This is a genomic window from Oscillatoria sp. FACHB-1407, from assembly GCF_014697545.1.
GTDB lineage: Bacteria > Cyanobacteriota > Cyanobacteriia > Elainellales > Elainellaceae > FACHB-1407.
This window is the reverse complement of record NZ_JACJSA010000006.1, coordinates 79,234-102,992: the sequence shown is the minus strand read 5'-3', so window position 1 is coordinate 102,992 and position 23,759 is coordinate 79,234. Positions and strand designations below refer to the sequence as shown.

General features: G+C 49.6%; 23 protein-coding genes and 1 tRNA gene. 13 read left to right on the top strand and 11 right to left on the bottom strand.

Annotation, left to right across the window (positions count from 1 at the left end; genetic code table 11):
- Positions 1-190: 190 nt before the first annotated feature.
- From H6G89_RS11905 to H6G89_RS11890, 4 genes are all read left to right on the top strand, one after another.
- Entirely contained in the window at positions 191-559 is a 369-nt protein-coding gene (locus H6G89_RS11905) for a hypothetical protein (protein ID WP_199336678.1), read from the top strand.
- A gap of 137 nt (positions 560-696) precedes the next feature.
- Positions 697-1,053 carry a YtxH domain-containing protein gene (locus tag H6G89_RS11900; RefSeq protein WP_190506784.1) on the top strand — a complete coding sequence of 119 codons (357 nt, stop codon included), beginning with the start codon at positions 697-699 and terminating at the stop codon, positions 1,051-1,053.
- Between the two features lie 113 nt (positions 1,054-1,166).
- Positions 1,167-1,859: a hypothetical protein gene (locus H6G89_RS36380; protein ID WP_375539689.1), complete on the top strand. Its 693-nt coding sequence runs from the start codon at positions 1,167-1,169 to the stop codon at positions 1,857-1,859.
- 286 nt (positions 1,860-2,145) lie between these two features.
- Positions 2,146-2,946 (top strand): TPM domain-containing protein, encoded by an 801-nt coding sequence (locus H6G89_RS11890; RefSeq protein WP_190506355.1) that lies wholly within the window; start codon positions 2,146-2,148, stop codon positions 2,944-2,946.
- A gap of 141 nt (positions 2,947-3,087) precedes the next feature.
- On the opposite strand, the gene H6G89_RS11885 is transcribed toward H6G89_RS11890, so the two are convergent.
- Positions 3,088-3,252: a hypothetical protein gene (locus H6G89_RS11885; RefSeq protein WP_190506348.1), complete on the bottom strand. Its 165-nt coding sequence runs from the start codon at positions 3,250-3,252 to the stop codon at positions 3,088-3,090.
- Between the two features lie 189 nt (positions 3,253-3,441).
- Between H6G89_RS11885 and H6G89_RS11880 the strand changes: the two genes are divergently transcribed.
- The 6 genes from H6G89_RS11880 to H6G89_RS11855 all read left to right on the top strand — a co-directional run bounded on the left by H6G89_RS11880 (position 3,442) and on the right by H6G89_RS11855 (position 7,913).
- Positions 3,442-4,071 (top strand): precorrin-8X methylmutase, encoded by a 630-nt coding sequence (locus tag H6G89_RS11880; protein WP_190506346.1) that lies wholly within the window; start codon positions 3,442-3,444, stop codon positions 4,069-4,071.
- 147 nt (positions 4,072-4,218) lie between these two features.
- The gene (gene psb32 / locus H6G89_RS11875; protein WP_190506344.1) at positions 4,219-4,941 is read left to right on the top strand and encodes a photosystem II repair protein Psb32; all 723 of its coding nucleotides are present in this window, start codon (positions 4,219-4,221) and stop codon (positions 4,939-4,941) included.
- 3 nt (positions 4,942-4,944) lie between these two features.
- Positions 4,945-6,036: a tocopherol cyclase family protein gene (locus H6G89_RS11870; protein ID WP_190506342.1), complete on the top strand. Its 1,092-nt coding sequence runs from the start codon at positions 4,945-4,947 to the stop codon at positions 6,034-6,036.
- Between the two features lie 197 nt (positions 6,037-6,233).
- Complete coding sequence (locus H6G89_RS11865) at positions 6,234-6,788, top strand: hypothetical protein (protein WP_190506340.1); 555 nt, start codon at positions 6,234-6,236, stop codon at positions 6,786-6,788.
- 182 nt (positions 6,789-6,970) lie between these two features.
- Positions 6,971-7,792, top strand: coding sequence for a DUF1350 family protein (locus H6G89_RS11860; RefSeq protein WP_190506338.1), 822 nt, complete (start codon positions 6,971-6,973; stop codon positions 7,790-7,792).
- A 47-nt stretch (positions 7,793-7,839) separates the two neighbouring features.
- Positions 7,840-7,913 (top strand) — tRNA-Arg (locus H6G89_RS11855).
- 110 nt (positions 7,914-8,023) lie between these two features.
- On the opposite strand, the gene H6G89_RS11850 is transcribed toward H6G89_RS11855, so the two are convergent.
- From H6G89_RS11850 to H6G89_RS11835, 4 genes are all read right to left on the bottom strand, one after another.
- Positions 8,024-8,239, bottom strand: coding sequence for a hypothetical protein (locus tag H6G89_RS11850; RefSeq protein ID WP_190506336.1), 216 nt, complete (start codon positions 8,237-8,239; stop codon positions 8,024-8,026).
- Positions 8,240-8,266: 27 nt separating this feature from the next.
- Positions 8,267-8,815, bottom strand: a complete 549-nt coding sequence (locus tag H6G89_RS11845; RefSeq protein WP_190506334.1) for a Uma2 family endonuclease — start codon at positions 8,813-8,815, stop codon at positions 8,267-8,269.
- A 115-nt stretch (positions 8,816-8,930) separates the two neighbouring features.
- On the bottom strand, positions 8,931-11,063 hold the full coding sequence (locus H6G89_RS11840; protein WP_190506332.1) for an NACHT domain-containing protein: 2,133 nt from the start codon (positions 11,061-11,063) through the stop codon (positions 8,931-8,933).
- 19 nt (positions 11,064-11,082) lie between these two features.
- Positions 11,083-11,535, bottom strand: a complete 453-nt coding sequence (locus H6G89_RS11835; protein WP_190506330.1) for a hypothetical protein — start codon at positions 11,533-11,535, stop codon at positions 11,083-11,085.
- Positions 11,536-11,739: 204 nt separating this feature from the next.
- Between H6G89_RS11835 and H6G89_RS11830 the strand changes: the two genes are divergently transcribed.
- The gene (locus H6G89_RS11830) at positions 11,740-12,294 is read left to right on the top strand and encodes a Uma2 family endonuclease (RefSeq protein WP_190506328.1); all 555 of its coding nucleotides are present in this window, start codon (positions 11,740-11,742) and stop codon (positions 12,292-12,294) included.
- Here the strand turns inward: H6G89_RS11830 and H6G89_RS11825 are convergent.
- The 4 genes from H6G89_RS11825 to H6G89_RS34415 form a co-directional block, all read right to left on the bottom strand.
- Entirely contained in the window at positions 12,272-12,472 is a 201-nt protein-coding gene (locus H6G89_RS11825) for a hypothetical protein (RefSeq protein WP_190506327.1), read from the bottom strand. The genes H6G89_RS11830 and H6G89_RS11825 overlap by 23 nt on opposite strands.
- Positions 12,473-12,520: 48 nt before the next feature.
- The gene (locus H6G89_RS11820) at positions 12,521-13,165 is read right to left on the bottom strand and encodes a toll/interleukin-1 receptor domain-containing protein (RefSeq protein WP_190506325.1); all 645 of its coding nucleotides are present in this window, start codon (positions 13,163-13,165) and stop codon (positions 12,521-12,523) included.
- A 368-nt stretch (positions 13,166-13,533) separates the two neighbouring features.
- Positions 13,534-15,162, bottom strand: a complete 1,629-nt coding sequence (locus H6G89_RS34420; protein WP_199336677.1) for a tetratricopeptide repeat protein — start codon at positions 15,160-15,162, stop codon at positions 13,534-13,536.
- Entirely contained in the window at positions 15,149-16,489 is a 1,341-nt protein-coding gene (locus H6G89_RS34415) for an NB-ARC domain-containing protein (RefSeq protein WP_199336676.1), read from the bottom strand. The genes H6G89_RS34420 and H6G89_RS34415 overlap by 14 nt, the downstream gene beginning before the upstream one ends.
- Before the next feature lie 27 nt (positions 16,490-16,516).
- Here H6G89_RS34415 and H6G89_RS11810 point away from each other — a divergent pair, with 27 nt between their 5' ends.
- The gene (locus H6G89_RS11810; RefSeq protein ID WP_190506323.1) at positions 16,517-16,825 is read left to right on the top strand and encodes a hypothetical protein; all 309 of its coding nucleotides are present in this window, start codon (positions 16,517-16,519) and stop codon (positions 16,823-16,825) included.
- Positions 16,826-16,861: 36 nt separating this feature from the next.
- Here the strand turns inward: H6G89_RS11810 and H6G89_RS11805 are convergent, their stop codons facing one another.
- Complete coding sequence (locus H6G89_RS11805; RefSeq protein WP_190506321.1) at positions 16,862-18,967, bottom strand: tetratricopeptide repeat protein; 2,106 nt, start codon at positions 18,965-18,967, stop codon at positions 16,862-16,864.
- Positions 18,968-19,058: 91 nt separating this feature from the next.
- Positions 19,059-21,215, bottom strand: a complete 2,157-nt coding sequence (locus H6G89_RS11800) for an ATP-binding response regulator (RefSeq protein ID WP_190506319.1) — start codon at positions 21,213-21,215, stop codon at positions 19,059-19,061.
- 840 nt (positions 21,216-22,055) lie between these two features.
- Between H6G89_RS11800 and H6G89_RS11795 the strand changes: the two genes are divergently transcribed.
- The gene (locus H6G89_RS11795) at positions 22,056-23,639 is read left to right on the top strand and encodes a hypothetical protein (protein ID WP_190506317.1); all 1,584 of its coding nucleotides are present in this window, start codon (positions 22,056-22,058) and stop codon (positions 23,637-23,639) included.
- Positions 23,640-23,759 lie beyond the last annotated feature (120 nt).

The window sequence follows — 23,759 nt, the reverse complement described above, 5'->3', positions numbered from 1 at the left end:
CCTTCATTCATACGCATAAATTTAATGACTCTCATCTTTTTACAGAGGCATTACAGAGGCAATTGGCAGACACAAATTGGCAGACACAAATTAGCAGACGCCGTTGACTGTAGCTCTAGTTTTACTCTGCTACTCTTCGTCCTTCTAGCTTTGTAATGTGTCAGTATGATTCAAATAGGTGATCCTGCTTTTGCAGGTTCAATCCGCTGCTGCTCCTGTCCTCGTCTTTATGGTGACTGTCGTTGTTATTCTCAATAGCCTGATTGGTCTGGCGTGCCTTTATGCCGCCTGGCGAGTGTGGCGGTTGAAACGGACTTTAGCGGCGATCGCAGATGTTTTGATCATCGCTGAGCGCAATACGCATCAGGTGTTGCACGGTGCTCCAGATGCCATTGTTAAAGGTCAGTTGGGAGTGTACCAGTTGCGTCAACAAACGCAGCAACTCCAGAAGGTGCAACAAATTATGGCACTGGTAGGTCTGGGTCGCTCACTCTGGCAACAGCGCACTCCCTCAAGACGACAGAAGCCCAACCTCAACCACAGACGAAACCCTCGATGACTAGCTCCTTACACCGGGATCTGTCTCTACAACGGCTAGCTATAATCTCAAAAAATTGATTTCTATTTCCGCCATGAACTTTTATCATGGGCAGTATTGCGAGCGCATGGAATATCAGTCAAGGTAGGGCTAAAAACATGGCAGAGAATGGCAATAGTGGCGCAGGCTGGTTTGTCGGGGGAATGTTAATTGGTGCCGCAGCGGGTGCGGTTGCGGGATTGCTGTTAGCCCCTCGCTCTGGTCGAGAAACCCGCCAGTTTTTAAGAAAATCAGCTGATGCCTTACCAGAGTTAGCAGAAGATTTATCGAGCAGTGTGCAGTTGCAGGCAGATCGCCTTTCAGAATCAGCGGTTCGCAATTGGGATGGCACACTGGGTCGATTACGAGAAGCGATTGCCGCCGGGTTAGAAGCCAGTCAACGCGATCGCCAACAGACGATTTCGAGTGAGCCAAAACCCACTCCCGAATCTCGCCCCACGGTTCGTGGTTCTTAATGGAGCGATGCTGAATTGGGTAATGGGGTTGAATGTGACGTTAGAGATGCCACATTCAAAATCATTGTCTATTATCGATTTCTGTGGTTTCAGCTTGATACAAGCAAACGATTGTGGTTGATCCCCTGTTTTGGTTAGGACTGTCTATCCTATTTGTCGCTGTCAGCTTAACGGCAGTTCTAGTGGCGGCTCTACCCGCGTTGCGTGAGTTAGCACGAGCCGCCCGCAGTGCTGAAAAATTATTTGATACGTTAAGTCGGGAGCTACCTCCCACTTTGGAAGCCATCCGCTTGACAGGTATGGAGATCAGCGACCTAACGGATGATGTCAGCGAGGGGGTTCAGAGTGCAGGACGAGTTGTTAAACAATTTGATGACAGTCTGAGGGGAGTAAAAAAGCAAGCCAAGAAAGCGCAACTCACAACTCGCAGTTTAGTGGTTGGATTTAAAGCCGCTTGGAGAGCGTTCAAACGCCCCAACAGTCGCCGCCCTCCAGAGCGTCTGCCTCAGTCGGAGCGATCGCCCCTTAACGATGCTTCCTACCCGCTTTACAATGCTTCAACCGCACGCGAGTTTTATGCTGAGGAGTCTTTTGTAGACCTGACAGAGGCTTCACCGGATTACGACTCGCTCGATTACGACTCGCCCGACTACGACTCGTCTGATTACGACTTACCTGATTACGCCTCACCGGACTATCACTCGTCTGGCTTAACCGATGAGGATGAATACTATCCCCTTGAGCAGACTGGTGACCCTAACAACCCTGCAACCCATCAGCACCGGGTTGAAGAGACAGAGGCATGAAAATTTGACCTATAAAAATTAATTGAAGGGATGGCGATAAGGATTGACTGCCTCGCTTTGCATCCTTAGTATGATTAGTATTAGATTAAAGTAAACAAGTGTAAAGTATTTCTCAGCTAACCTTTACATTTGTTAGATAGCCGTTACACAGCAGTCGATCGACGGGTTGAGATAGGGTTCAGGGATGCAATCTCTAAATTAGAGACTCAGTCCACATAATTTCTCGCTCTCACTACTTCGATCCTGGTTATGTCTGATCCGCACTAGAGTCGCCGCAAATCCGCCGATGTTAAAATCCTCTCTCAATAAAATTTTCATTTACCTTGCCGTTGCTATGTTGTCGGTCATGAGTTGGGCGATCGCCCCTGCGGCTTATGCCTACGACAACCCTGATTTGTTACCCAATGCCCCGACCAACATCATTGATCTGGCTGACTCTCTCACCACCGTTCAACAAGCCGATCTAGATAGGCATCTCAAGGACTTTGAGGAGGAGACGGGCTGGAAACTGCGCGTGTTGACTCAGTTTGACCGTACTCCCGGTCGTGCCGTCAAAGAGTTTTGGAATCTCGATGAAAAAAGCGTTTTGCTAGTTGCTGATCCCCGTGGTGGCAACTTGCTCAACTTTAGTGTGGGCGATGCCTTTTATGAGTTCCTGCCCCGCACCTTTTGGATTGAATTGCAAACCCGTTATGGCAATCAGTTCTTCGTACGTGAAAACGGCGAGGATGGCTCGATTTTAGGTGCGCTGGAGTCAGTTGAAGCGTGCCTGCGTCAGGGCGGATGCAACGTTGTTCCAGGCCTGCCAAAAGAGCAATGGATCTTGACCCTGATTACTTCTGTACTAGGTGGAGTGATCTTCGGTTTTGCGGCTCACCCCCGTCAGCCTGGACAAGCCTTTTCATGGCAGTGGGCACTTATTTTTTCACCGCTTTGGGGGATTTTGTTCATCGCCTTTGGCATTGGTCCTGTCGTGACCCGCACTGCTGATTGGCTACCTCTGCTTCGTAACGTTGCTGGGTTTGTGCTGGGTGCTTTGGTTGCCTATCTCTCGCCTATGTTCAACGCTTCGGCTTCTGAAACCTGAGCAGTCCTGGATCAGATCCAGTCAAGTTGAATGTTTACTCCTTACAGGGTGAGTGCGAAAAACCGACCTGCGTCGGTTTGGCAACCCTTGGTTTCCTGTAGTCCGCGCAGGCAGACTTCGCTCCCATAGCCGCGAATTGATTCACCCGGTGTTTAACCCGGATTGACGTTCACTTAGATTTCCGATCACAACGGGTTGAGGGCTGTTATCTAGCCGTCGCCAGGTTCGATGGGGCGGAGGCGAGATAAGAAGCTCCCCAAAAATCAGGATTTGAGCCGTCCCCTTTGCCCTAAGCTTTCTGACCAAAACTATATATTTTGCTTGGAATCGATCGCTATTTAAGGTCTAATGAAGGTTTGTAGCACCCTTAGAGGGTTGGTTAAGCCAGGGTGCAGAGGTGGAACCTCTGACTAGAGATATCGCCCCACGCCTCCCTGCTCCAATCAACTTGACGGTTGCTATAGAATGGGATGACCAAATTTTTCAGGGGAGTTCATGGAGTGGCACGTCACTGATGCTCAAAGCTTAAGGATTATCGATCGGGAAATTGGTGAACATACGTTTTCCCCCTCCGAGTACGAGATTGTACGACGAGTTATTTACGCAACAGCCGACTTTGAGTACAAGTCCTTAATCCGATTTTCTGACCAAGCTTTGCAGGCTGGAGCCGCCGCTTTGGCTGCCCGCAGCACAATTGTGGTTGATGTGCCCATGGTGCAGGTTGGCATTACCCCTAACATCCAGAGCACATTCTCTAATCCGGTCTACTGTAGTATGGATGCGCTGACCCGTCCTCAACGAGAAAAAACAAAGGCGGCGTGGGGCATTGAAACGCTGGCAAAACGCTATCCGGAAGGAATTTTTGTAGTGGGGGAAGCACAGACTGCTCTGACGGCGATCGTGGATCTGATTGAAGCAGAGGAGATTCGTCCAGCTTTGGTCGTGGGTACCCCCGCTGGGTTTGTTGGGGTTGACGCGGCAGTGCAACGGTTGAAAGATTCCCTCATTCCCCACATTCGTATCGAAGGACGCAAAGGCAGTTCTGTTGTGGCGTCTGCGATCATGAATGGATTAGTTGATCTAGCGTGGCAAGCCTACGGTAAAGAGGGCAATGGGGTTGGATAAGGCGTAGATGAGACATGAGAGGGGTATGGCTAATGAACATCCCTGCATAGCTGTCGTGATCGTCAGCAACACCCCATATTCGGCTTGAGCTATTTATTTGTGTATAGATTTATTGTATTTTGAGGAAAAAGTACTGAAAGACACAGCATGACCTCTTTTCACATCTCTCCATCTCAATTAAAAGCGAAGCTCCAGGTTGCACTGGCACTTTTGGTCGGGCTGTTGTTGCCTTTTTATCTCTGGGTAGCTCCTGCCAACGCGACAGGTGTATACGACTTCCCCATCAAACCTGCCACGGGAGATTGGGTGATTGATGAGGCAGACATTTTGAGTCGCCTCACTGAAGGGAACGTCAGTGGAAGTTTGGGAGATGTAGCGAAACAGACGGGGAATGAGGTCAGGTTTGTCACGATTCATCGGTTAGATTACGGTGAGACGATTGAGAGTTTCACAAACCAACTGTTTGAAAAGTGGTTTCCCACTCCCGAAGAACAGGCTAACCAAGTCCTGATGGTTCTAGACAACGTGACGAACACCAGTGCCATTCAAACGGGAGCGGCGGTGAAAGAGAGCTTGCCCGATGACATCGCTGAAAGCATTGCTCAGGAGACGTTGTTAGCCCCTTTACGGAAAGGCAACAAGTACAATCAAGCGTTTTCAGATGCAGGCGATCGCCTCGTTGCAGTTTTATCCGGTCAGCCTGACCCCGGTCCTCCAGTAATCGTGGCAAATGTTCAAACCGAAGGAACTTTTGCGACTCCTGAGGAAACAAAGCAGAGTAATGCAACGGTTTGGGTGATTGGGTTATTGGTAGCAGCAACGGTTATTCCAATGGCGACTTACTATCTCTACCAAATCCTGCAATCCTAACCAGTGTCGCATCGTCACCCGCTGCAAACGCCTCATAGTGGCTATCACTGGAGCGGAGGGAATCATCGCTTCTTTGAAGGCTGGTACTTTCGGCTAACACTCCCCCAGGAGGCTCAAACCTTTGCCTTCATGTACTCTATGGAAGACCCTGTGGGTGATCAGGCGTGTAGCGGAGGCGTGGCTCAGATTTTAGGAGCCGATGACCGATATCTGTGCCGGACATTTCCCAATGTTCGTAAGTTTTGGGCATGGAGAGATGCCCTGGGTGTGGGGCACTGGGGTAAAACCAACAGCGAAACCAGGCAACCGGGGTATCTCACTCCCGAAGACTTTGATCAGCATGTTTTAGAGGGCTATCAAGCTACGGCTACCTGGCACCAGGGCAAGTTGCAGGACCCAGTAGGGCGATCGGCGGAATGGCAATATCGCATTGAACCAATTGCTGGTTGGGGCGATCGCAACCAACCTCAACGCTCTACAGCAGGATGGTTCTCCTATTTGCAAATTTTTGAGCCTGGATGGCAAGTGCTCATGGCGCACGGATTAGCCACTGGGTGGATTCAGTGGGATAACCACCGCTACAACTTCTCAAATGCCCCGGCTTACGCTGAAAAGAACTGGGGCGGTGCCTTCCCTAAAAAATGGTTCTGGATCAACTGCAACGCTTTTGCTCAAGAACCCGAATTAGCATTAACTGCCGTAGGTGGAGTACGTCAGGTGCTCTGGTGGACAGAATCTGTAGGACTTGTTGGGATTCATTACCAAGGCAAATTTTATGAATTCAACAGCACCGATTCTCATGTCCAATGGTGTGTCTCCCCCTGGGGCAAGTGGCAAATGACAGCTGAGACAGACGCTTATCGAGTTGAGTTAACCGGAACAACGAATGCATCCGGGACAATGGTACGAGTTCCCTCATTGCAAGGAATGATCTTTGATTGCCGAGACACCACCCACGGTCATGTAACTGTTACCCTCTGGCAACGCGATGCCAAAACGGATACGCTGATTATTTCCGCTCAAAGCAACCTGGCAGGGCTTGAGATAGGAGGTTCGCCCTGGACTGAACCGTGGTATAGCCATAGCCACATTTGATGGGGCGGAGGCGAGTCAGAAAACTCCCCAGAATCAGGATTTGAGCCATTGCCTTTGTCCTAAGCTTTCTGACCAAAGCTATACCTCAATGGTTCGCAGGAATCTTTAGGAAATCTGTAGAAGTACCCCTGTGTGTGCTGCGATCACACAGGTACCAGTGTTTTCGTGGAAGAGTAACGACACAGGAGTTCTTTCAAATGATCGTCTCTTCCTTTGAATTGCTGGTTAAGCCCATCGCACCCGGTCCTTTTGACCCGAAAGTCTCTCGCCGAGTAGTTCAAGCATATTTCCTGCAAATCTCAAACATTAACGCACTGGGTGAAGCAGATGCCGCTTTCTCCATTCAATTTAATGCTACACCTGGTTTGAATAACGACGAGTTGATCGCGATCGCTGATATGGGCGACGGCAATACGTTCACTGATTTAGTGGCTGATCCTGTAACCGGAAAACCCAGTCAACAATTGACTCTACCCTCCGGCAAAACCGCATTGTTCATTCTGCAACCAGACATCTCTAAACCTGCTCCAAATCGGGCTAGCTTACAAGTTGCTGACTTAGAAGTGCGGGGTTATGTTGAAATTACTCTGTCTCCTTATTCTCCTAACAAAGCGGTGGAACTGTTAGTCACTCCCCAAACCCGTGGCACCTTCCTGCCGGGTGATTTGTCGGTTCCTAATCCTGACTTTGATCAGCAGTCCTATCCTTTACCAACTGCTAATCCCGGAAGCATCATCAAGCTGACTGCGTAATTTGGAGCAACGCGCAGAAGGTTCACTGTTCTACCTATCTCTAAAACATAGGGTCATCAAGCAGTAGGGGCGTTTCACACAACGCCCTTTTATCTCTCTTCTGTCACTCTCTTCACAGACAACTCTCCTACAAACTTAAGCTTCTCTCTTAGATCGACACAATACTCCTGGTACTCCTTCACATGACTACAATTTTTCGACCAATTTCCCATAGTTGGGTTGCTCAACATCCTGACCCAATCGGTGTGATTGAGTTCTTAGGAGGTGCTCTCTATGGAACATTGCCTCACGTATCTTATGCACATTTTTTAAACTGTTTGTATCACGCACGATATACAGTAATTGCTGTACCCTTTCGACTTGGTTTCAATCATACTGCGATCGCTGAAGGTTTATTAAAAGAACGCGATCGCATTCGTGCAGAGTTGAATTATCCTGCTACGATTCCACACGTTTGGGTTGGTCATAGTTTGGGTTGCAAGTACATTGTGTTATTAGAAGCGTTGGGTCAACTGTTCAACCAACCCAGTTTATTGATGGCTCCTGATATCTCTGATACAACGGATGCACTCCCCATCCCAGCGTTAGCACAACTGCTCGATCGCTACAACCTGGGAGCAACACCGACTCGTCAAGCCATCCAAACTCTCATCCAAACGAGCCGATTGTTTAACCTGACAGCCCTGATCTCATTTGAGAACGACACGATTGCAGGTAATCTAGCCAGTTCACCCGAAGCAAGTGATGTTGCCTGGTTTGCCAATGAGTTCGGCAACCGATCGGGTTCAGGATTCATTAAGGCAGAAATTGCGGGAGGACACCGCGAACCAGTTGCCATCCCAATTGGAAAATCAGTGTTGCGTCCACTTTATCAAGGACGTGTGGTCGAGCCAATGGTGGGGCGATCGCTGGAACCTCTGGCAGTCAAGCTATTAGCTGAACTCAACGCTAAACTCAATGGTCATCATTCGCTACCCATACGCTCTGTATCAGTCCGTGACTAAGCTGAAAACTCTTCTGGCTCTCTTGCTATGATGGCTATAGTTCGTTTGGGGCTGTAGCTCAGTAGGATAGAGCGACCGCCTCCTAAGCGGTAGGTCGCGCGTTCGATTCGCGCCAGTCCCGTTCACCCCGAAGTTAAGACATATAAGGCTTTGAGTCCTTAAACCGCAATCTCTGGCAAACTCTGACATAGCCAGAAATGGTTGAGATTTTCCACCCATTTAAGGACACTTTTAAGGACGGTTTAAGTACGATGGGCAAATGACTCGAGTACACCCTTGAGGCGGTAAATGAACTAAATCTGCCTCAGTACGGGCAAGCAAGTTTTGAGCCAGCTTCAGGAGTGTGATTGTTTTGCCCGATCCAGGTTCGCCCAAGATTAAGAGCGTGCGCCCTACTGCCATGTGGTCAAAAACCAGGAGTTGGGGAATGGGGTGAGGTTCGTTCATAGTGGGACTGACTGACAATGGCGGGCATTAGTCGAATTCGGGTGCCCAGATGCTAGAGACCTCCATTTCCCAACCAGGGAGGAGGTCAGGGACGGTGAAGCGATCGCCATTGCTGAGAATCACGGGGTCTATCTGGTGGCGAAAGACTTCAATAGTTTGGGTGCGGTAGTCTACCAGGGCACCGACAGTGGTACCCAGTTCCAGAAACTGTCGGATTTTGGCACGCAGGGTGTCGAGATCATCGGTTTTGGAGCGAACTTCAAAGATCAGGTCGGGGACGAGGTTGGCGTAGTCCTCCGTGGTGCGTTTGAGGCGTTCCGCTTTGACAAAGGAGGCATCCGGAGCGCGGACATCTTCACCTGCGTTTGGCAGTTTGAAGCCTGCGCTGGAGGCGGTAACGCGCCCTAATCGTCTAGGATGAACCCATGCCCAGAGTTGGGCGATAATGGCGGCAGCGATTTCATCGGATTCAAAACCAGATGGACTCATGACAATGATGGCTCCATCGACGAGTTCGAGGCGGTAGTCAGGATGTTGTTGCTGGAAGCGTTTGAGGTCTTCGACGGTGAGGGTCATGGTGTCCTCCTACGGGGTCTGGGCGATCGCATCTGGGAATAGGGGCATGTAGGGAAACGCACAATGCGTTACTGATAGCATAGGCGATGGCATCAACGGTAGGTGATCAGCACGCTCAACGCCCTCCCCGTTCTAATGACATTGCTGCAAAATGCTCTAGCAGCATTCGATGAACAAAAATATAGCCACCCCCGACTTTTTGCAGGAAGAGGCGATCGGTGCAGTCGTTGAGGAAGTGGGCATAATTCCAGGGGCTATACCCCAGGCAATAAAGCATCAGTCGCAGAGTGATGTGCCGAATGCAAGCTGAACCACCCCCCAGCAGCCCACCCATGACCGCACCAGTCAGTGCAAATACGATGCCGTCTACTAACTCATTACGCAAGCCATCTCTAAAGCCATCGGTTAGACCACCAACGATTAACACGGCGATCGCTTCTATCACCACGCCTACCGCAAGAGACAGCGTGATCGCATTCCGTACTGATGACCAGATCCCCTGATTGGGCTGACTCGTGGTTTGAATGCTGCCTCCGCGAAACCCTCCTAAAAGGGCACTGATTCCTCCTGCCGCGATCGCAAAAAATAATCCATACATAATTCCTATCAGCAATCCAAAGGTGAAGCCTCCCATTTGGGTAGAAAGCCGCGTAAACTCTGCATTAGAAAACCATTGTGGAAAGAACCCAAGCAACAACCCTAATAGCAGTCCACCAACTAACCCAAATAGTGCACCTTGCCAAAAACTCTGTTTGGCCGCTAGCCCAGACCATCTCAACGTTTCAACAGGTTGAATGGCATTTAGGGTGAGTGCCACAATGCCATAGATGATCCCAAGTAGAAAACCGCCCCCTAATCCATATCCCATCCCTATAGCTAGACCAAATAAGACCCCCACAACCAGCATGGTGCGAAACCCATAAGTTAACCCACCCCATAGAGCACCATATAACCCACCCACAACACCAGTCAGAATGCTGCTGGCACAGGCTACAATGAGTATCCCAATGACGCTGCTCATCAAGCGATAGCAGAGCCGCTGCCATGAAGTCTGTAGCCAACCAGGCTGTAATCTCTCAATTAAAAACACGGTCTGAGCCGCTTTCGTCATCCGTTGTGCCAACCAGATCAACCAGTGCTGGGTTTGCATCCGAGAGTAGCGTTGGGTGGTGCTCCGTCGTTGAAACATACGCTCGATATAGGCATCAAATAGACGGTGGCGATAATCAACAATTGTTCCGCTGTGTTTGATCTCTTCGACGGCACAGCCCTGATAAGCTAACGTCATAATGCTCAGCATGAGCGGTGATTGAGCTAACGCTTGCAACTCCTCATCCTGATGCAATGCTGTTTTTAAGGCGTTGAGTTGTTCGCCGACCTGATCGACGTAGTGATCAATCTGATCCAGAGTGAGGGGTTGGATGCAAACAGCACTGCGGAGCATTAACTGCTGGGCCAAAGCCTGATAGTCCTTGATGCGGCAGCAGATCGTGAGTTCCGTGGTGCCGTAGGTTTGCATGAACTGGTTCAAGGCTTGCACACAGGCACTGCGCTGCTCGGCTTTGACTTCATCCAGTCCATCCAGTAACAGAATCAAGGCTTCCGTTTCCACCCAGGTTTTTCCCAGAGCTTTTGAGACCTGGTATTTCTCCAGCAGTTCTTGAATCAACCAGGTTTTAATGGATTGCGGTTTTCTAGCCCAGGACGATAGATTGAACACGACTGGAATGGGTTGACTGAAATCTGTCTCCGTCCGAGCGATCAAATCTTCAGCCAGCTTTAACAGGGTGATGGTTTTGCCAGAACCCGGTTCGCCCAAAATCAACAGGGTGCGTCCGGCTTCCATCTGGTCAAAAACGGTCGTGGCAGGGATGCCATTTGGTAGGACTTGTCCCGGGGTTTCGGCAAACTCCTTAACGCCACTGAAGGGGCGTTGCACCAGGTCAGGGCGTTCTTGCAATCCTAGTGCAATCAATGCCCTGGCATGTAAAGACGTTTCGAGGACACCTTTGACCCAATATTCTTTGACCTTGTTGAGTAAGACCTTGCGTTGACGATATTCCTGCTGGGTCAGAGGCTTCGCTGTACTGATAGGGGGTGGCAGTGATGGTTCAGGAATCCGCTCATGGATGGTGAGTTGGTTGATCACAACACCCCCCAACATTTGCCCAATCACCTGATTGCGATCGCCCGTCACCTCTTGCTGCATCTGCAAATGTTGGTTTGAAGCGTCAGAATCCGTTGACACAACCCTGCAACTCCAATCCCTATAGATTCACATTGCCCGTAATGTTGCCAAAGACGTTGCCACCCGTCACTTGACCGATCACCTGGTTCTGATTGCCCATAACATGTTGCACAATTTGCGTTCCGGCTGTGCCGTCGGGCGCATCCTCTTGCATGATTTGGGCGATCGCCTCTGCCAGATCCGGGTCAGCTTCCAGGATCTTCTTCAACTGCAAGCGCAACGCCGCCTGAGCATCGGCATCATCGGGAGCTTTCGCCACATCTTCCGCTGCTTCTTTCGCCGATTCCTTCGCCTCCACTTTCGGGAATAGCTTTTCCCAGATGGCACCTGCTTTTTTCAATGCGTTCTCGGTTAACGTTGAGCCTGCGCTTTCTCCAGTTTTTGCAGCAGCACTCTCCAAAACTTTGCCACCGAACTGCATCAGCGTGGGCAGGAAGGGGGCAAGAAATGCAGTCAGAGTAGCGGGGTCCATAAGCACATCCTTTATCAGTAAGAGCTATCTTTCTCAATTGGATACCCAGTGCTCAAGCGCGATCGCTGAAGACCAGATTTTTCGTTAGTCATAGCGTAACTCACGCTTGATGATTAGCTGCAAGACTAGCTGACAAATTTCCTTTCCTCAGGGGGCAAGCGACATAAAATGAGAAAAGGCTCCAACCCTTAAGGGGAGAATGATATGAGTGTTGCGATCGCAAAGTGGACATTAGATGACTATCACCGAATGATTGAGGTCGGGCTGCTGGAGGGGCGTTCAGTTGAGTTGCTGAATGGAGAAATTATTGAGATGTCACCTGAAGGCGAACCTCATGCCTACTACCGGACGGAAGCCAAGGATTATCTGGCTGTGCTCCTGGGCGATCGCGTCAAAATTCGAGAAGGGGCTCCCATTACAATCCCATCCAGCGATTCTGAACCAGAACCAGATCTGGCGATTGTGCAACCTTTGGGACGTGAGTATCTGCGCCACCACCCTTACCCAGACAATATCTTCTGGCTCATTGAGTTCTCCAACACCAGTCTGGCTAAGGATTTGGACAGTAAACGCAAAACGTATGCGATCGCAGGCATCCGTGAGTACTGGGTCATGAACTTAGCCAAACACCAGCTTCACGTATTCCGTCATCCGGTGAATGGTGACTATAGTTCGGAGGTTGTTTTGACGGATGGAGACATTCAACCTTTAGCATTTCCAGATGTCACGATCTCAGTCATGCGGCTACTAGAGGATTGAGAGGAATGGGGTTATGGGGAGGGGCGATCGCATATTGCAGGGCGAGTTCGGTTTTGCCGATGCCTCCCATGCCTTGAATGGCGGTGATAGCGAGGCGATCGTTTTGTTGGAGTTGGGTGTGGAGTTGGTGCAGTTCATCGGCGCGTCCAACAAATTCGACAACACCACTGCGGGGCAAGTTTTGTGGAGGATTTAGGTCTGTCCGTTCCTGGTCGGACGACTCTAGTCAGAGTTGAGGAGGATGACCAATATTGACGGTGCCGCCGCTGACGTTAATCTGCCAGCCAGTACTATTGCCTGTGTTGGTCTGGCTCATGAGCGGAGATGGAGAGGGTGGAGAGGGAGGAGGTGTAACGGTTGGTTGAGGGGTTGTATCGGCGGCTGAGCTGCCTGAGTTGAATGCCTCAGCGACTCGACGAATGCCTTGAGCCACATTGGTAAAGGCTTCATCCTGGTTTGACCAAGTGGTGATAGCCTTACCATCGGTAGGAAGTGCCTGGAGTTTGCCGAAGGGACTTTTATTCCAGTTATCGATTGGACGCAGAATGATGGGAATAACGATCGCTTCTTTGGCATCGTGACGTTGCAGGGCGCGGGTCATCTCAACGTCGTAGCAGTAATCGGAAGCGAGGAAGTCGGAGCTAATCAACAGCAGGATAATGTGGGCGGATTCTAAGTGACCGTCAATCTGTCCTTTCCACTCTGACCCCGGTAGAATTTGGCGATCGTGCCATTTCTTGATAACCCCTTGTCGCTCTAACAGTTTGAGGTGATTAGCAAGTTTATCGCGTAAGCCTTCGTCTTCGTGAGCATAGGAGAAGAAGACTTCAAGGGGAGAGTTGGCAGGTGTGGAGGATGGGGGCGTTGCCATAGGGAAGAACGAGAGAATTTCTTCTGTTATAGCTTGCTTTATAAAGTGTCCTATAGTTCCTTTGTGGATTTCAACACAGCAGTAGATTAAGGAAGGCGATCGTTACACGTTGCTAAAAATGAAGGTTTGGGAAGCGAGCCTTGGGGGAAGCTTTCCCCCAATCCCCCTTGCTGGAGGACGAGGCGCGTCCCCCAAACCCCCTCCGATCAGGTGTGAATGAGGTAGTTGTGGGGCGCTTACGGGTGCCAAGTGCGGGTGTTTCTAAGGAGGAGGGTTATGAGGGGCGATCGCCACCATCACCTGACACAGCGATCGCTTCAGTTGCTCGGCTTCGGTATTTTGCTGAACCTCAAGCTGCAACATTGATTTTACCCTCCAACTTCTGATATCAATTCCAAGTTCTGGCGGATGGTAGTGGTGTGGGGATGGTTCGTCCCGAGTTGCGGCTCAACAATTTGAAGGGCTTGTTTATAGAAAGACTTAGCTTTGCCGTAGTCTCCTTGGGCTTTGTAGAGATTAGCCAGGTTATTGAGACTGGTAGCGATGTGAGGATGGGTTGCTCCCAAGTGGTGTTTGTAAATAGCGAACGATCGCTGGTAGAGGGTTTCGGCATCTGCATAACGAGCTTGGGACAGGTAGAGACTAGCTAAACTGTCGAGGCTGGTAGCGACTTCAGGATGGTCACTCCCGAAGTGATGCTCAAGGATGGTTAGCGATCGCACGAATAGAGGTTCGGCATCAACGCTACGAGATTGTAAGCGATAGAGATTGGCAAGATTATTCAATCCAACAACGACCGCAGGGTGATTGCTTCCCAACTGTTGTTCTTGAATCATCAGCGATTGCCGATACAAAGGCTCTGCTTTCGCATAAAACCCTTGGAGTTGGTAGAGATTAGCCAGGTTCTGAAGAGTGGTAGCGATCGCAGGATGATCTGCGCCCAATTGCGTTTTCTGGATCGTCAATGCTCGTTGATAGAGCCTTTCTGCTTCACTGTAGTGCCGTTGGAAATGGTAAAGACCTGCTAAATTGTTGAGACTGGTGGCAACATCGGGATGCTCTACTCCCAAGTGCTCTTCCTGAATGGCGAGCGATTGCTGATAAAAGCGTTCGGCTTCTGTATAGCGTCCCTGAAGGTAATGTAACGCTGCCAGATTGGTGAGAGCATCTGCAATAGCTGGATGGTCAGTGCTCAACTGTTGCTCATAGATGGATAACGACTGCTGATAAAAGCGTTCGGCTTCTGTATAGCGTCCCTGGGATAGGTAAAGATTCGCCAGATTATTCAGTCCAGTTGCAACATCGGGGTGATTGGCTCCGAACTGTTGCTCCCAAATGCTGAGCGATCGCTGATAGAGTCGCTCCGCCTCTGCATACCGTCCCTGCTCCTGATAGACTTCCGCTAGATTGTTGAGACTGGATGCTAAGAACGCATTGTTTGGTTCACTTTGCTGTTCGAGGATGAGCAGCGATCGCTGATATAGCAGTTCAGCTTCTTCATAGTGCCCCTGCGCTTGATGGAGTCTTGCGAGATTGTTGAGACTGGCTGCGATCGCAATATGGTCTGGATTGAACTGCTGTTCTCGAATGGTGAGCGATCGCCGATACAGTGACTCCGCCTCTGCATACTGTCCTTGTTCCTGATGAAGTGATGCCAATTCATTGAGACTGGTGGCGACATACGGGTGTTCATCTCCGAAGCGAGAACAAGCAGTTGCGAGGCAATGTTCAAACCAGATCAGAGCTTGAGAGTAGAGAGCCTGTCCTTGGTAGAAGTAACCCAAGCCCAGATAGGGGGCAATGATATCTGTATCGGTTAACCAGGAATGCAAGGTTGTTGCAGCTTCAGCAATATGGGGGATAGCAGGAGCAATCTGCTGAATGAGAAATTTGGTAGGGGATGGCGGAACTTGGATCGCTACTGTTGCCATGACCTGACACAATGCCCGTTTTAGTTGTTCTGCCTCTGTTTTCTGATTCTTCTCAAGCTGCAACATCGGTTTCCCCTTCCAACTTGCTTCTGAAGAACTCTCGAATCAGGGCATGGAGTCGATAGGTTTGCTCTTGCTGTTGGGAAAGTTGTAGTAAATGCAGATCCAACAGTTTGGTTCTGGCATTCTCAAACTCCTCATCATCAAAGGCGATCGCCCCCTCGGAATTCTCGCAATACTTCTGCTCCACCTGCTCTGCTAAATACCAGGGAATGGGAGCAGGAGCGAATAGGCTCAACAGTTTACCAAGATGTTGACTCGGTTCATTCAACTCGTCCCAACTCAACTCAAAGGCAGCTTCGGCTCCCCGTCGTGCCGTGGAGGTTGCCGTTGCTTCATCGCGTTGTAGGGCATCGTGTTGGATAGCTTGTCGTTTCTTGGCTTTTTCTTGCAGCCGAAATAGCAAGGTAGCCAACGATAGGTCAGTCCGTTTGAGCAGATAACGACCCACTAACTCAATGCCCAACGGTAAATATTCCAACCAGGTGCAGAGGGTTTTAGCAATCTCTAACTCTGGCTGTACCCGTGCGTCTCCAATTAAAACCGTCAGCAATTCTAAAGCTTGATCGGGAGACAACACATTAAGTGATAGCGACTGAATCGGTGGACCAAAGGTAAGTCGAGTGGTCATGACCACCTTAAATCGACTTGATGCAGGCGGCGGCAAATAGGGTTCTACATCCCGACCATAGTTGACCACATCATCCAATACGAGCAGTACATCCCCTTCACGCCAGTTACGCCAGCAATAGGCAACCTGATCCGGCAGTTCCAGTCCTTCTGGAATTTTCAAATTTAAGCGGGACTGAGCAAACCCCACAACCTGAGTGCCCACGTTGAACTCTCTGGCATACAACCAGGCAATTCCTCCTTCATAGGCAGACGCATACCGTTGGGTGTATTGAATAGCTAGCTCCGTTTTGCCGACACCGCCCATGCCCTCCACGGCTGAAATGGAAACCAAACTTCCCTGTTGCAGTTGAGTGTGGAGTCGTTCCAGTTCCGGTTTACGTCCGATGAATTTGGCAACGCCACTGCAAGGAACATTGTTAGGGATTTCTTTGGGCTGGAGGGACTTGAGAAATGTGGTCAGCACCTGAGTGAGTTTTTCCTCTTCCCAGCCGTGGAGGTGAATGCCCATGTTAGCAACACCGCCCTCCTGTACCATCGCTTGAAACCCAACGGCATCCCCCGTGTTAATTTGAATCGCCTGCTCAATGCGTTCGTCTTGCTGGAGACGCTCAACTAATTGCTCGATTGAAGCTGCTGCTGGTGCAGTTTGGAGATCTTCTTCGATGAGTTGTTTCAGCTTCTGAATCAGTTCATCTGTCATGACTAGTTAGCATCGGGTGAGGTTTTAATGTTTCGCATGAGGGTGGGTTATGACATGGGGCGATCGCCACTATCACCTAACACAGCGATCGCTTCAGTTGCTTGGCTTCTGTATTTTGCTGAACTGCAAGCTGCACCATCGGGTCATCCTCAGGGAGTTGGGGGGCTTGAAATTTTCTTCTGTTATAGCTTGCTTCACAGGCAACCTTATAAGACAGCTATGCCATTTTGGATTTTAGATTTGCGATTTTGGATTGGGGGCATTGCTGATCGGATATGTGAATTTGTAGGGGCGTTTCGCGAAACGCCCTTGCAGCAGATGGAGACAAATTGGTGAGAACCAATAAATTATGAGGTGCAATGAACCTCACTTTTAGCGTCGGCGCACCACCAATCGCACTCGCCCTGTCGCTAGCAAAAACGGTAATAGCAGCAAAAACAGGAGTAACCGCACCACCCACCACAGTCCCCGAATTCCCTTATTCAAAAGCCACAGAAGCCAAAAAAGAAGGGCAATCAGAAATCGGAGTGGAGACAGCATCAACAGATTTTGTGCCACCTTGCGGGTGTCAGGATGGTTGCGCCCAAGGTGCTGTTCTAGAATTGCAAACGCCTGTTGTAGTAATCGTTTTGCCTCGGCAAATCGTTTCTGCTGGCAATACAGCATTGCCAGGTTATTCAAGTCGTTGGCAACATGGGGATGATTGAACCCCAACCGCTTCTGATCAATATCTAAGGCGCGACGAAAGGCGTCTTCTGCTTTTCCATAAAATCCCTGCCCCTGATAGGCTCTTGCCAGGGCATTGAGAGTGGCTGCCACCTCCAGGCGATCGCTGCCCAGTGATTGCCAAACCTGGAGCGATCGCAGCAATAGCTTCTCAGCATCAGCGTAGCGGTGTTGTTCAAGATACAGCGATGCCAGGTTGTGGAAGGTTTCTGCGGTATCCGGATCTGCTGCACCTAACAACCGTTCCTGCATATTGACCGATCGCTCTAGCAAGGGTTGGGCTTCCGCAAATCGCCGTTGCTCCAGGTATTGCCGCGCCAACAAGCTGAGCACCTCTGCCACATGGGGATGGTCGCGTCCAAAGGTACGTTCGCGGGCGGACAGAATGAACTTAAGCTGCGCTTCCGCTTCACCAAAGCGACCTAAGGATTGGAGGAACTTCACCCCCTGAATCTCCTCAATGGTGAAGTCAGGGTTGGGGGGTGGTGTGTGAGGAGTTTGCAGAGCCGTGACCAGGCTATCCAGGCTCTCTTGAATTTTGCGAGTAGCCGGATGATTCTCTCCAACTTGCCTCTGACTGATGCTCACAGCACGACGCAACAGGGGTTCGGCTTCGGCAAACCGCTGCTGCTCACAGTAGAGCACCCCCAGGTTATTCAGAGCCTGGGCAACCGCTACATGATCGGCACCCAAGTGGTCTTCCATAATCTGGAGCGATCGCTCAAACAGGGGTGCTGCCTCGTCATAGCGCAGTTGGTCACAATACAACACTGCCAGATCGTTGAGGGCAGTCGTCAGCATGGGATGATTGGGAACAAGCTGCTGTTCGACAATGTGGATCAATCGTTGGTGCACTTGCACAGACTCAGCAAAACGTCGCTGATAGGCGTAGAGGTTTGCCAGGTTTTTGAGCGTTGCCCCCAAACCGGGGTGATCTGTCCCCAATTCCTGCTCCAACAGGTGTAGCGATCGCTGATACAACGCTTCTGCCTTGGAGTATTGCTTGCGGTTCGTGTAGAGCCGTGCCTGATTGTTGAGGAATATGGAAACGGCAGTGGGATTGGGATCTGGTTGCTGTTCGAGAATTTGCAGCGATCGCTGATAAAGTGACTCCGCCTGACCGTAATGCCCCCAAGCACGACACAACTCTGCCCAATGATCGAGAGTCGTGGCAATGGCAAGAGGATTTGGCTCTGGCTGCTGTTCGAGGATCTGGAGCGATCGCTGGTAGAGGGCGTCCCCTTCTGCATAGCGGCCTGGCTGCTGACAGAGTGTTGCTAATCCAACCAGGGCTGGCACCACTTCCACTGAATCAGAACCAAACTGCTGTTCGAGAATCTGAAGCGATCGCCGATAGAGAGCCTCTGCTTGGGCAAGATCGCCACGCTGAGTGTGGAGGGCAGTGCCGAACTGCATCAGGCTTTGGGCAACCAGGGGATGATCTACTCCCAGGCGAGCTTCAGCAGTGGCAATCGCCTGTTCATACCAGACGAGTGCCTGGTTATAGGTCGCCTGATGGGTGTAAAACGCACCCAATGCCCAGAAGGGATACAGGCAAGTGTCATCGGAGAGCCAGGGTTGCAAATGCTCTGCCGCTTCAGCCACATGAGGGGCGATCGCACTGATCTCTTGAAGGGCAGCTTGGGTCACCGCTTGGAAGAGTTGCCCGGAGGCTGCCACCATCGTCTCGGCAAAGGCTCGTTTGAGTTGATCAGCTTCAGTATCGGGTCGGATTGCAACCGATGAGATCATCCTCTCGTCTCCAGTCAAATCGTCAGGGACAGTCAAGCAATCGCTTGATTAGGCGTTGTCTCTAGCTAAACTCCGATTCGCGCCAGTCCCATTATGGCTGGGAGCCCACCAGACTTGCGATCGCCTTCACCAACTCTGTCGGTTCAATTGGCTTGGGAACGTGGAGTTGAAATCCTGCCAGGAGTGCTTTCTGACGATTAATCTCTCCGGCATAGGCAGTCAGGGCGATCGCCGGAATGGTGCCTCCCTGCTCCGGGGACATTTGTCGCAGTTTACGCACTAACATGTAGCCATCTTCTCCGGGCATCCCAATATCGCTCAGTAAAATGTCGGGTTTGGATTGGGTAATCAGGGCGATCGCCTCAGTCGCAGAGGTAGCCACCTGGGTTTTGGCTCCATATTCCTGTAAAACAGTCGTCATCAGGTCGCGCATATCGGCTTCATCATCCACCACAAGCACTTGAACATCACTTAAATCGATGGTACTGGAGATCGGCTCTGAATTTAGCGTTGATTGGGGCACGTTTGTCATCAGCGGCAACTTAACGGTGAACGTTGCTCCCATGCCTTCACCAGGACTGGCAGCATGAACTGTGCCTCCGTGGAGTTCAACCAGATGACGAACGATCGCCAACCCCAACCCCAACCCGCCGAATTTACGAGTGGTGCTGCCATCAGCTTGGCGAAAGTAATCAAACACACGCGGCAAAAAGGCTGGATTAATGCCCTGACCCGTATCACTCACTTGAATCTGAGCATAGTTGTACAAGGGTTGAAGTTTGGAGGTTGAGTTTTGAGTTGAGCCGTCTGACTGAGTTATGTCTAGGCTCTCAACACTCTCCAACTTCACCTCCACTCGTCCACCCTCTGGCGTGAACTTAATCGCGTTTGACAGAAGATTCCAAACAATTTGCTGGAGTCGGTTAGAGTCTCCTGCGATCGGTTTGATCTGGTGATCGAGGTGCGTGTCAATCTGAATATTTTTCGCTTCTGCCGCCAGTTGCACCGTTTCTAATGCCGCTTCAATAGGCAACACTAAACTGACAGGTTCGACGTTAAGTACCATTTTTCCCCGTAAGATCCGGGAGACATCCAACAAATCTTCAATCAGCTGAGTTTGCAACCGGGCGTTGCGTTCAATCGTTTCTAAGGCACGAGCGGTCCCGACTTCGTCAAATTTGCGGGTGCGAAGCAACTGCGCCCAGCCCAAGATGGGGTTGAGGGGCGATCGCAACTCATGCGATAACACCGCTAAAAATTCGTCTTTCGTACGGTTTGCGGCTTCTGCCTCTTCTCGTGCTGCCCGTTCTCGAACCAGGAGATCTTCCCGTTCAGCCTCGGCTCGTTTTCGTTCTGTAATTTCCTCGCACACTGCACCAACCCAGGTGATATTTCTCGGTAACCGAATGGGGTAATAGCTGACCAGCCAGAACCGTTGTTTACCAGGCATCGCTGGCGTTTCACCCATTGCCTCCTGGTTTAACAATGATTCCCCTGTTGTCAGGACATGACGAAACGCCTCTGTCACATTTGCACTCACTGTGGGTAATAACTCAGCTACGGTCTTACCAATATGAACATCTTGGGGCAAGCCATTGATATCAGCCAACGCCTGGTTGAGGCGCACATACCGCGATCGCTCATCCCACAACCCAATGCCAATCGGCGCGTTATTAAACAAGGTGTCGAGCAGTGCGTTAGCTTCTTGCAGTTGAGCTAAGAGACGTTCTCTTTCTAACTCAGCCTGTTTGCGATCGCTAATTTCTTGCTGCAACTGCTGGTTTGCAGCCACCAGTTCAGCCGTTCGGGCTGCCACCAAATCTTCCAATTGGTTCTGATAGAGCTTAAGTTCGCGGTTTGCCTGTTCTAATTGAGCCGGACTGGGGAGGGCTAGGGCTTTTGGTACAAGTGGAATGAGTTGAACTGCTGTGAACACAGAAACGATCGCGGTAAACACCTTAATGGCTCCAGAAAACCAATAGACCGGATGCCACAGCGTCCAGACTTCCATCAGGTGAGTCGTTCCACAGGCGACAATGAATGCCGCAAAGAGCAAAAATATCCAGTTAAAGGGGAGATCTTGTCGTCTCCGCACAAAATAAGACAGGGTTAGCGGAATGGAGTAATACGCTAAACCGATGAAGGAGTCTGAGAGGAGGTGGAGCCAGACCAGACTTGGTTTCCAAAGATAACAATGCCCATGAGGAATAAACGCCTCTGAGAAGAATAAGTTGAATAAGTCGTACATAGGATTCTTTGGGGTTCTCTACGGGTCTGCGCTCACACAATCAAGCTCTACAGGAGGGGAAATTCAACAGAAATGATTCTTTCTACTCAATTTCATACCAAAAAATGAATATATGGCGTCGGTCAAAAGGCTTAAGGCAAAGTCAATGGCTCAAACCCTAATGCTGGGAAAGCTTCCTGACTCGCCTCCGTTCCAGGGGTGGCTACGGCTATACTCACCCTGACGATCGATCAAACCAAAAGACAGGCTATTGAGTTTATTCTGATAACTTTGAGTCAGCCAGTAATATTTGACAACACAAAATAATTTGACAGCGCAAAGTTGGGAAATGATGAAGCGTTCTCAATATCCCTAAATTTAATCAACCCATTTTATACTTATGACGACTTTCAACAATGTAACCAAGTTTCAATGTGAATTTATACCCAGTGAATCTATTCTTAAATTTTGATTTACTCTGACTAAGTATTAGATCAGAAACTTATGGTATTAAAGATAACACTATTTTAATTGGGTTGATTCTAACTGTGTTGGGTCTACAGCCACCCAAGTGAGTTGTGAGAGGCGAGAAGCGTAAACCCCCTGTTTGCCAATACTTGTTTGTAAATACTTGTTTGTAAATACTTGTTTGCCAATATCTGTACAGATGATTGAGGACTGCTATCTTGAGTTCCAGTCATCACCATCAGCAAAACTACAATCTTTACATTGTCTCAATAGGCTAAGAAACCTGATTTCGTTAATGGTTATTTACGTGAATTCAGGACAAGGATTTTGGCGGTTAAAACCGCGGCTATACATGCTATTGAATGGATAAAGTAGAAATTTGGAGTTATTCCAGTGAATTTGCCTTTTATTCTCGATGTGGCGATCGGTCTAGTCTTTATTTATCTAATTATTAGCCTTCTAGCCTCAGAAATTCAGGAATTGCTGACCACAATCCTGCAATGGAGAGCAGCTCATCTGAAGAAGTCGATTGAGATTTTATTGGCAGGTGGAGACGATTTAGACAATCAAGCAAGAGATACAGAAAACCGCAGGAAAGCAAGAGAAATTGTTGATGATATTTACAACAATCCTTTAGTTAAAAATATCAGCCAGGGATCGTTTGAAGGAATAGAAGCAACGCTCCGAAAAATAGCGCGGATGATTGTTACCCTATTTGGGCTACGAAAAAATAGAACCCTGGTGGGCAACGAGCCATCTTATATCCCCGCTGAAACCTTTGCAAGCACGTTATTAGAGCGATTAAACATCCCTCAACTCAACCAAAAATTAGTAGCTCTCAACCTACAAAAATTAGTCGATATCGAAATTAGTACTAAGGTTAGAAGCTATCTAGACGATCCAAATTTGCAGCTCAATGATGCCATTCGTGAAACGTTAACCGCAGGTTTCACCACTTTAGAAGCAAGGCTGATTGAAATCTGTCAAGCCTACAGAGATGAGACAATCACTTTATTTGCCGCTGTCAATCAAATCGAGGATGAATTAGATCTAACAGTAAATACCTCATTCATTAATCAGGTACAACTGCTCACTCAAGATGAATCGGTTGTGCAACAACTCGTCGATCAACTAGCTGCCATCAGAAAAACTTTATTTAAAGATGGCACGGATGACCATATCAACGAGTTTATGGCACGATTGCAACCCAGTTTGGTGCAAACACTCGACCTGTTAGTCGATGACGTTGTAGATGAGGCTAAAGCCAAACACCAGACCTATCTTACGTTGCGTCAGGAGATTGAAGCCGCTGAGCCTGCCGATCGCCTGTATGGAGCTTATGACTCTGTCAAGCAAGAGATCAACAAGGTTTCTAATAAACTATCTCCTTCCGTGCGTCAGAGCTTAGCTGCTCTTGCCCGACGCGCCCAATTGAATCTACAACGGGCTCAAGCCAAAGTTGAGGTGGTTGAAACTGAGTTAAGCCAATTTCAAGTAGAGGTACAAACCTGGTTTGACCGCTCTATGGAGCGTGCCTCAGGAGTTTATAAACGCAATGCCAAGGGAGTAGCCTTTTTAATCGGTTTTCTATTGGCGTTGGTCATCAATGCAGACACGTTTCATATCGTCGATCGCCTCTCAACTGATGCAGCATTGCGAGATGCGTTGGCTAACAATGCAGATTTTGTGGTTGCGGCTTGTCCATCTCAGTCCACAGGAGGCGACAACAATGCCGCATTGGAGTGCCTTCGGACTGGCGTCAGCCAATCGCTGCCACTGCCCATTGGTTGGAGTGAGGACAATAGAAGTCAACAGTTTCCTGAGAATGGCTCGTCAGTGCTGAAATTTCTGAAAGGGTTGCCGGGATGGATAGTTAGCGGTCTAGCCATCTCTATGGGAGCGTCTTTCTGGTTTGATTTGTTGGGCAAGATTATCAACGTGCGAAACGCAGGCAAACGCCCTGAAAGCCCAAGATGAAAGGGTAGTGTTTCAGATCTGTTGCTACTAACCCCCGGCTGTCGCCGTCCCCCTTGGTAAGGGGGACTACAGGGGGTCTTACAGAGGTTATCAACAGGTTTGGAACACCACCAGATGAAA

What these genes read in the sequence shown, in the direction of transcription:
- H6G89_RS11900 (WP_190506784.1), top strand. Translation starts at nt 697, where the DNA reads ATGGCAGAGAATGGCAATAGTGGCGCAGGCTGGTTTGTCGGGGGAATG.
- H6G89_RS11890 (WP_190506355.1), top strand. Translation starts at nt 2,146, where the DNA reads ATGTTAAAATCCTCTCTCAATAAAATTTTCATTTACCTTGCCGTTGCT.
- H6G89_RS11880 (WP_190506346.1), top strand. Translation starts at nt 3,442, where the DNA reads ATGGAGTGGCACGTCACTGATGCTCAAAGCTTAAGGATTATCGATCGG.
- psb32 (WP_190506344.1), top strand. Translation starts at nt 4,219, where the DNA reads ATGACCTCTTTTCACATCTCTCCATCTCAATTAAAAGCGAAGCTCCAG.
- H6G89_RS11865 (WP_190506340.1), top strand. Translation starts at nt 6,234, where the DNA reads ATGATCGTCTCTTCCTTTGAATTGCTGGTTAAGCCCATCGCACCCGGT.
- H6G89_RS11860 (WP_190506338.1), top strand. Translation starts at nt 6,971, where the DNA reads ATGACTACAATTTTTCGACCAATTTCCCATAGTTGGGTTGCTCAACAT.
- H6G89_RS11850 (WP_190506336.1), bottom strand. Translation starts at nt 8,239, where the DNA reads ATGAACGAACCTCACCCCATTCCCCAACTCCTGGTTTTTGACCACATG.
- H6G89_RS11845 (WP_190506334.1), bottom strand. Translation starts at nt 8,815, where the DNA reads ATGACCCTCACCGTCGAAGACCTCAAACGCTTCCAGCAACAACATCCT.
- H6G89_RS11835 (WP_190506330.1), bottom strand. Translation starts at nt 11,535, where the DNA reads ATGGACCCCGCTACTCTGACTGCATTTCTTGCCCCCTTCCTGCCCACG.
- H6G89_RS11830 (WP_190506328.1), top strand. Translation starts at nt 11,740, where the DNA reads ATGAGTGTTGCGATCGCAAAGTGGACATTAGATGACTATCACCGAATG.
- H6G89_RS11820 (WP_190506325.1), bottom strand. Translation starts at nt 13,165, where the DNA reads ATGGCAACGCCCCCATCCTCCACACCTGCCAACTCTCCCCTTGAAGTC.
- H6G89_RS34420 (WP_199336677.1), bottom strand. Translation starts at nt 15,162, where the DNA reads ATGTTGCAGCTTGAGAAGAATCAGAAAACAGAGGCAGAACAACTAAAA.
- H6G89_RS34415 (WP_199336676.1), bottom strand. Translation starts at nt 16,489, where the DNA reads ATGACAGATGAACTGATTCAGAAGCTGAAACAACTCATCGAAGAAGAT.
- H6G89_RS11810 (WP_190506323.1), top strand. Translation starts at nt 16,517, where the DNA reads ATGTTTCGCATGAGGGTGGGTTATGACATGGGGCGATCGCCACTATCA.
- H6G89_RS11805 (WP_190506321.1), bottom strand. Translation starts at nt 18,967, where the DNA reads ATGATCTCATCGGTTGCAATCCGACCCGATACTGAAGCTGATCAACTC.
- H6G89_RS11800 (WP_190506319.1), bottom strand. Translation starts at nt 21,215, where the DNA reads ATGTACGACTTATTCAACTTATTCTTCTCAGAGGCGTTTATTCCTCAT.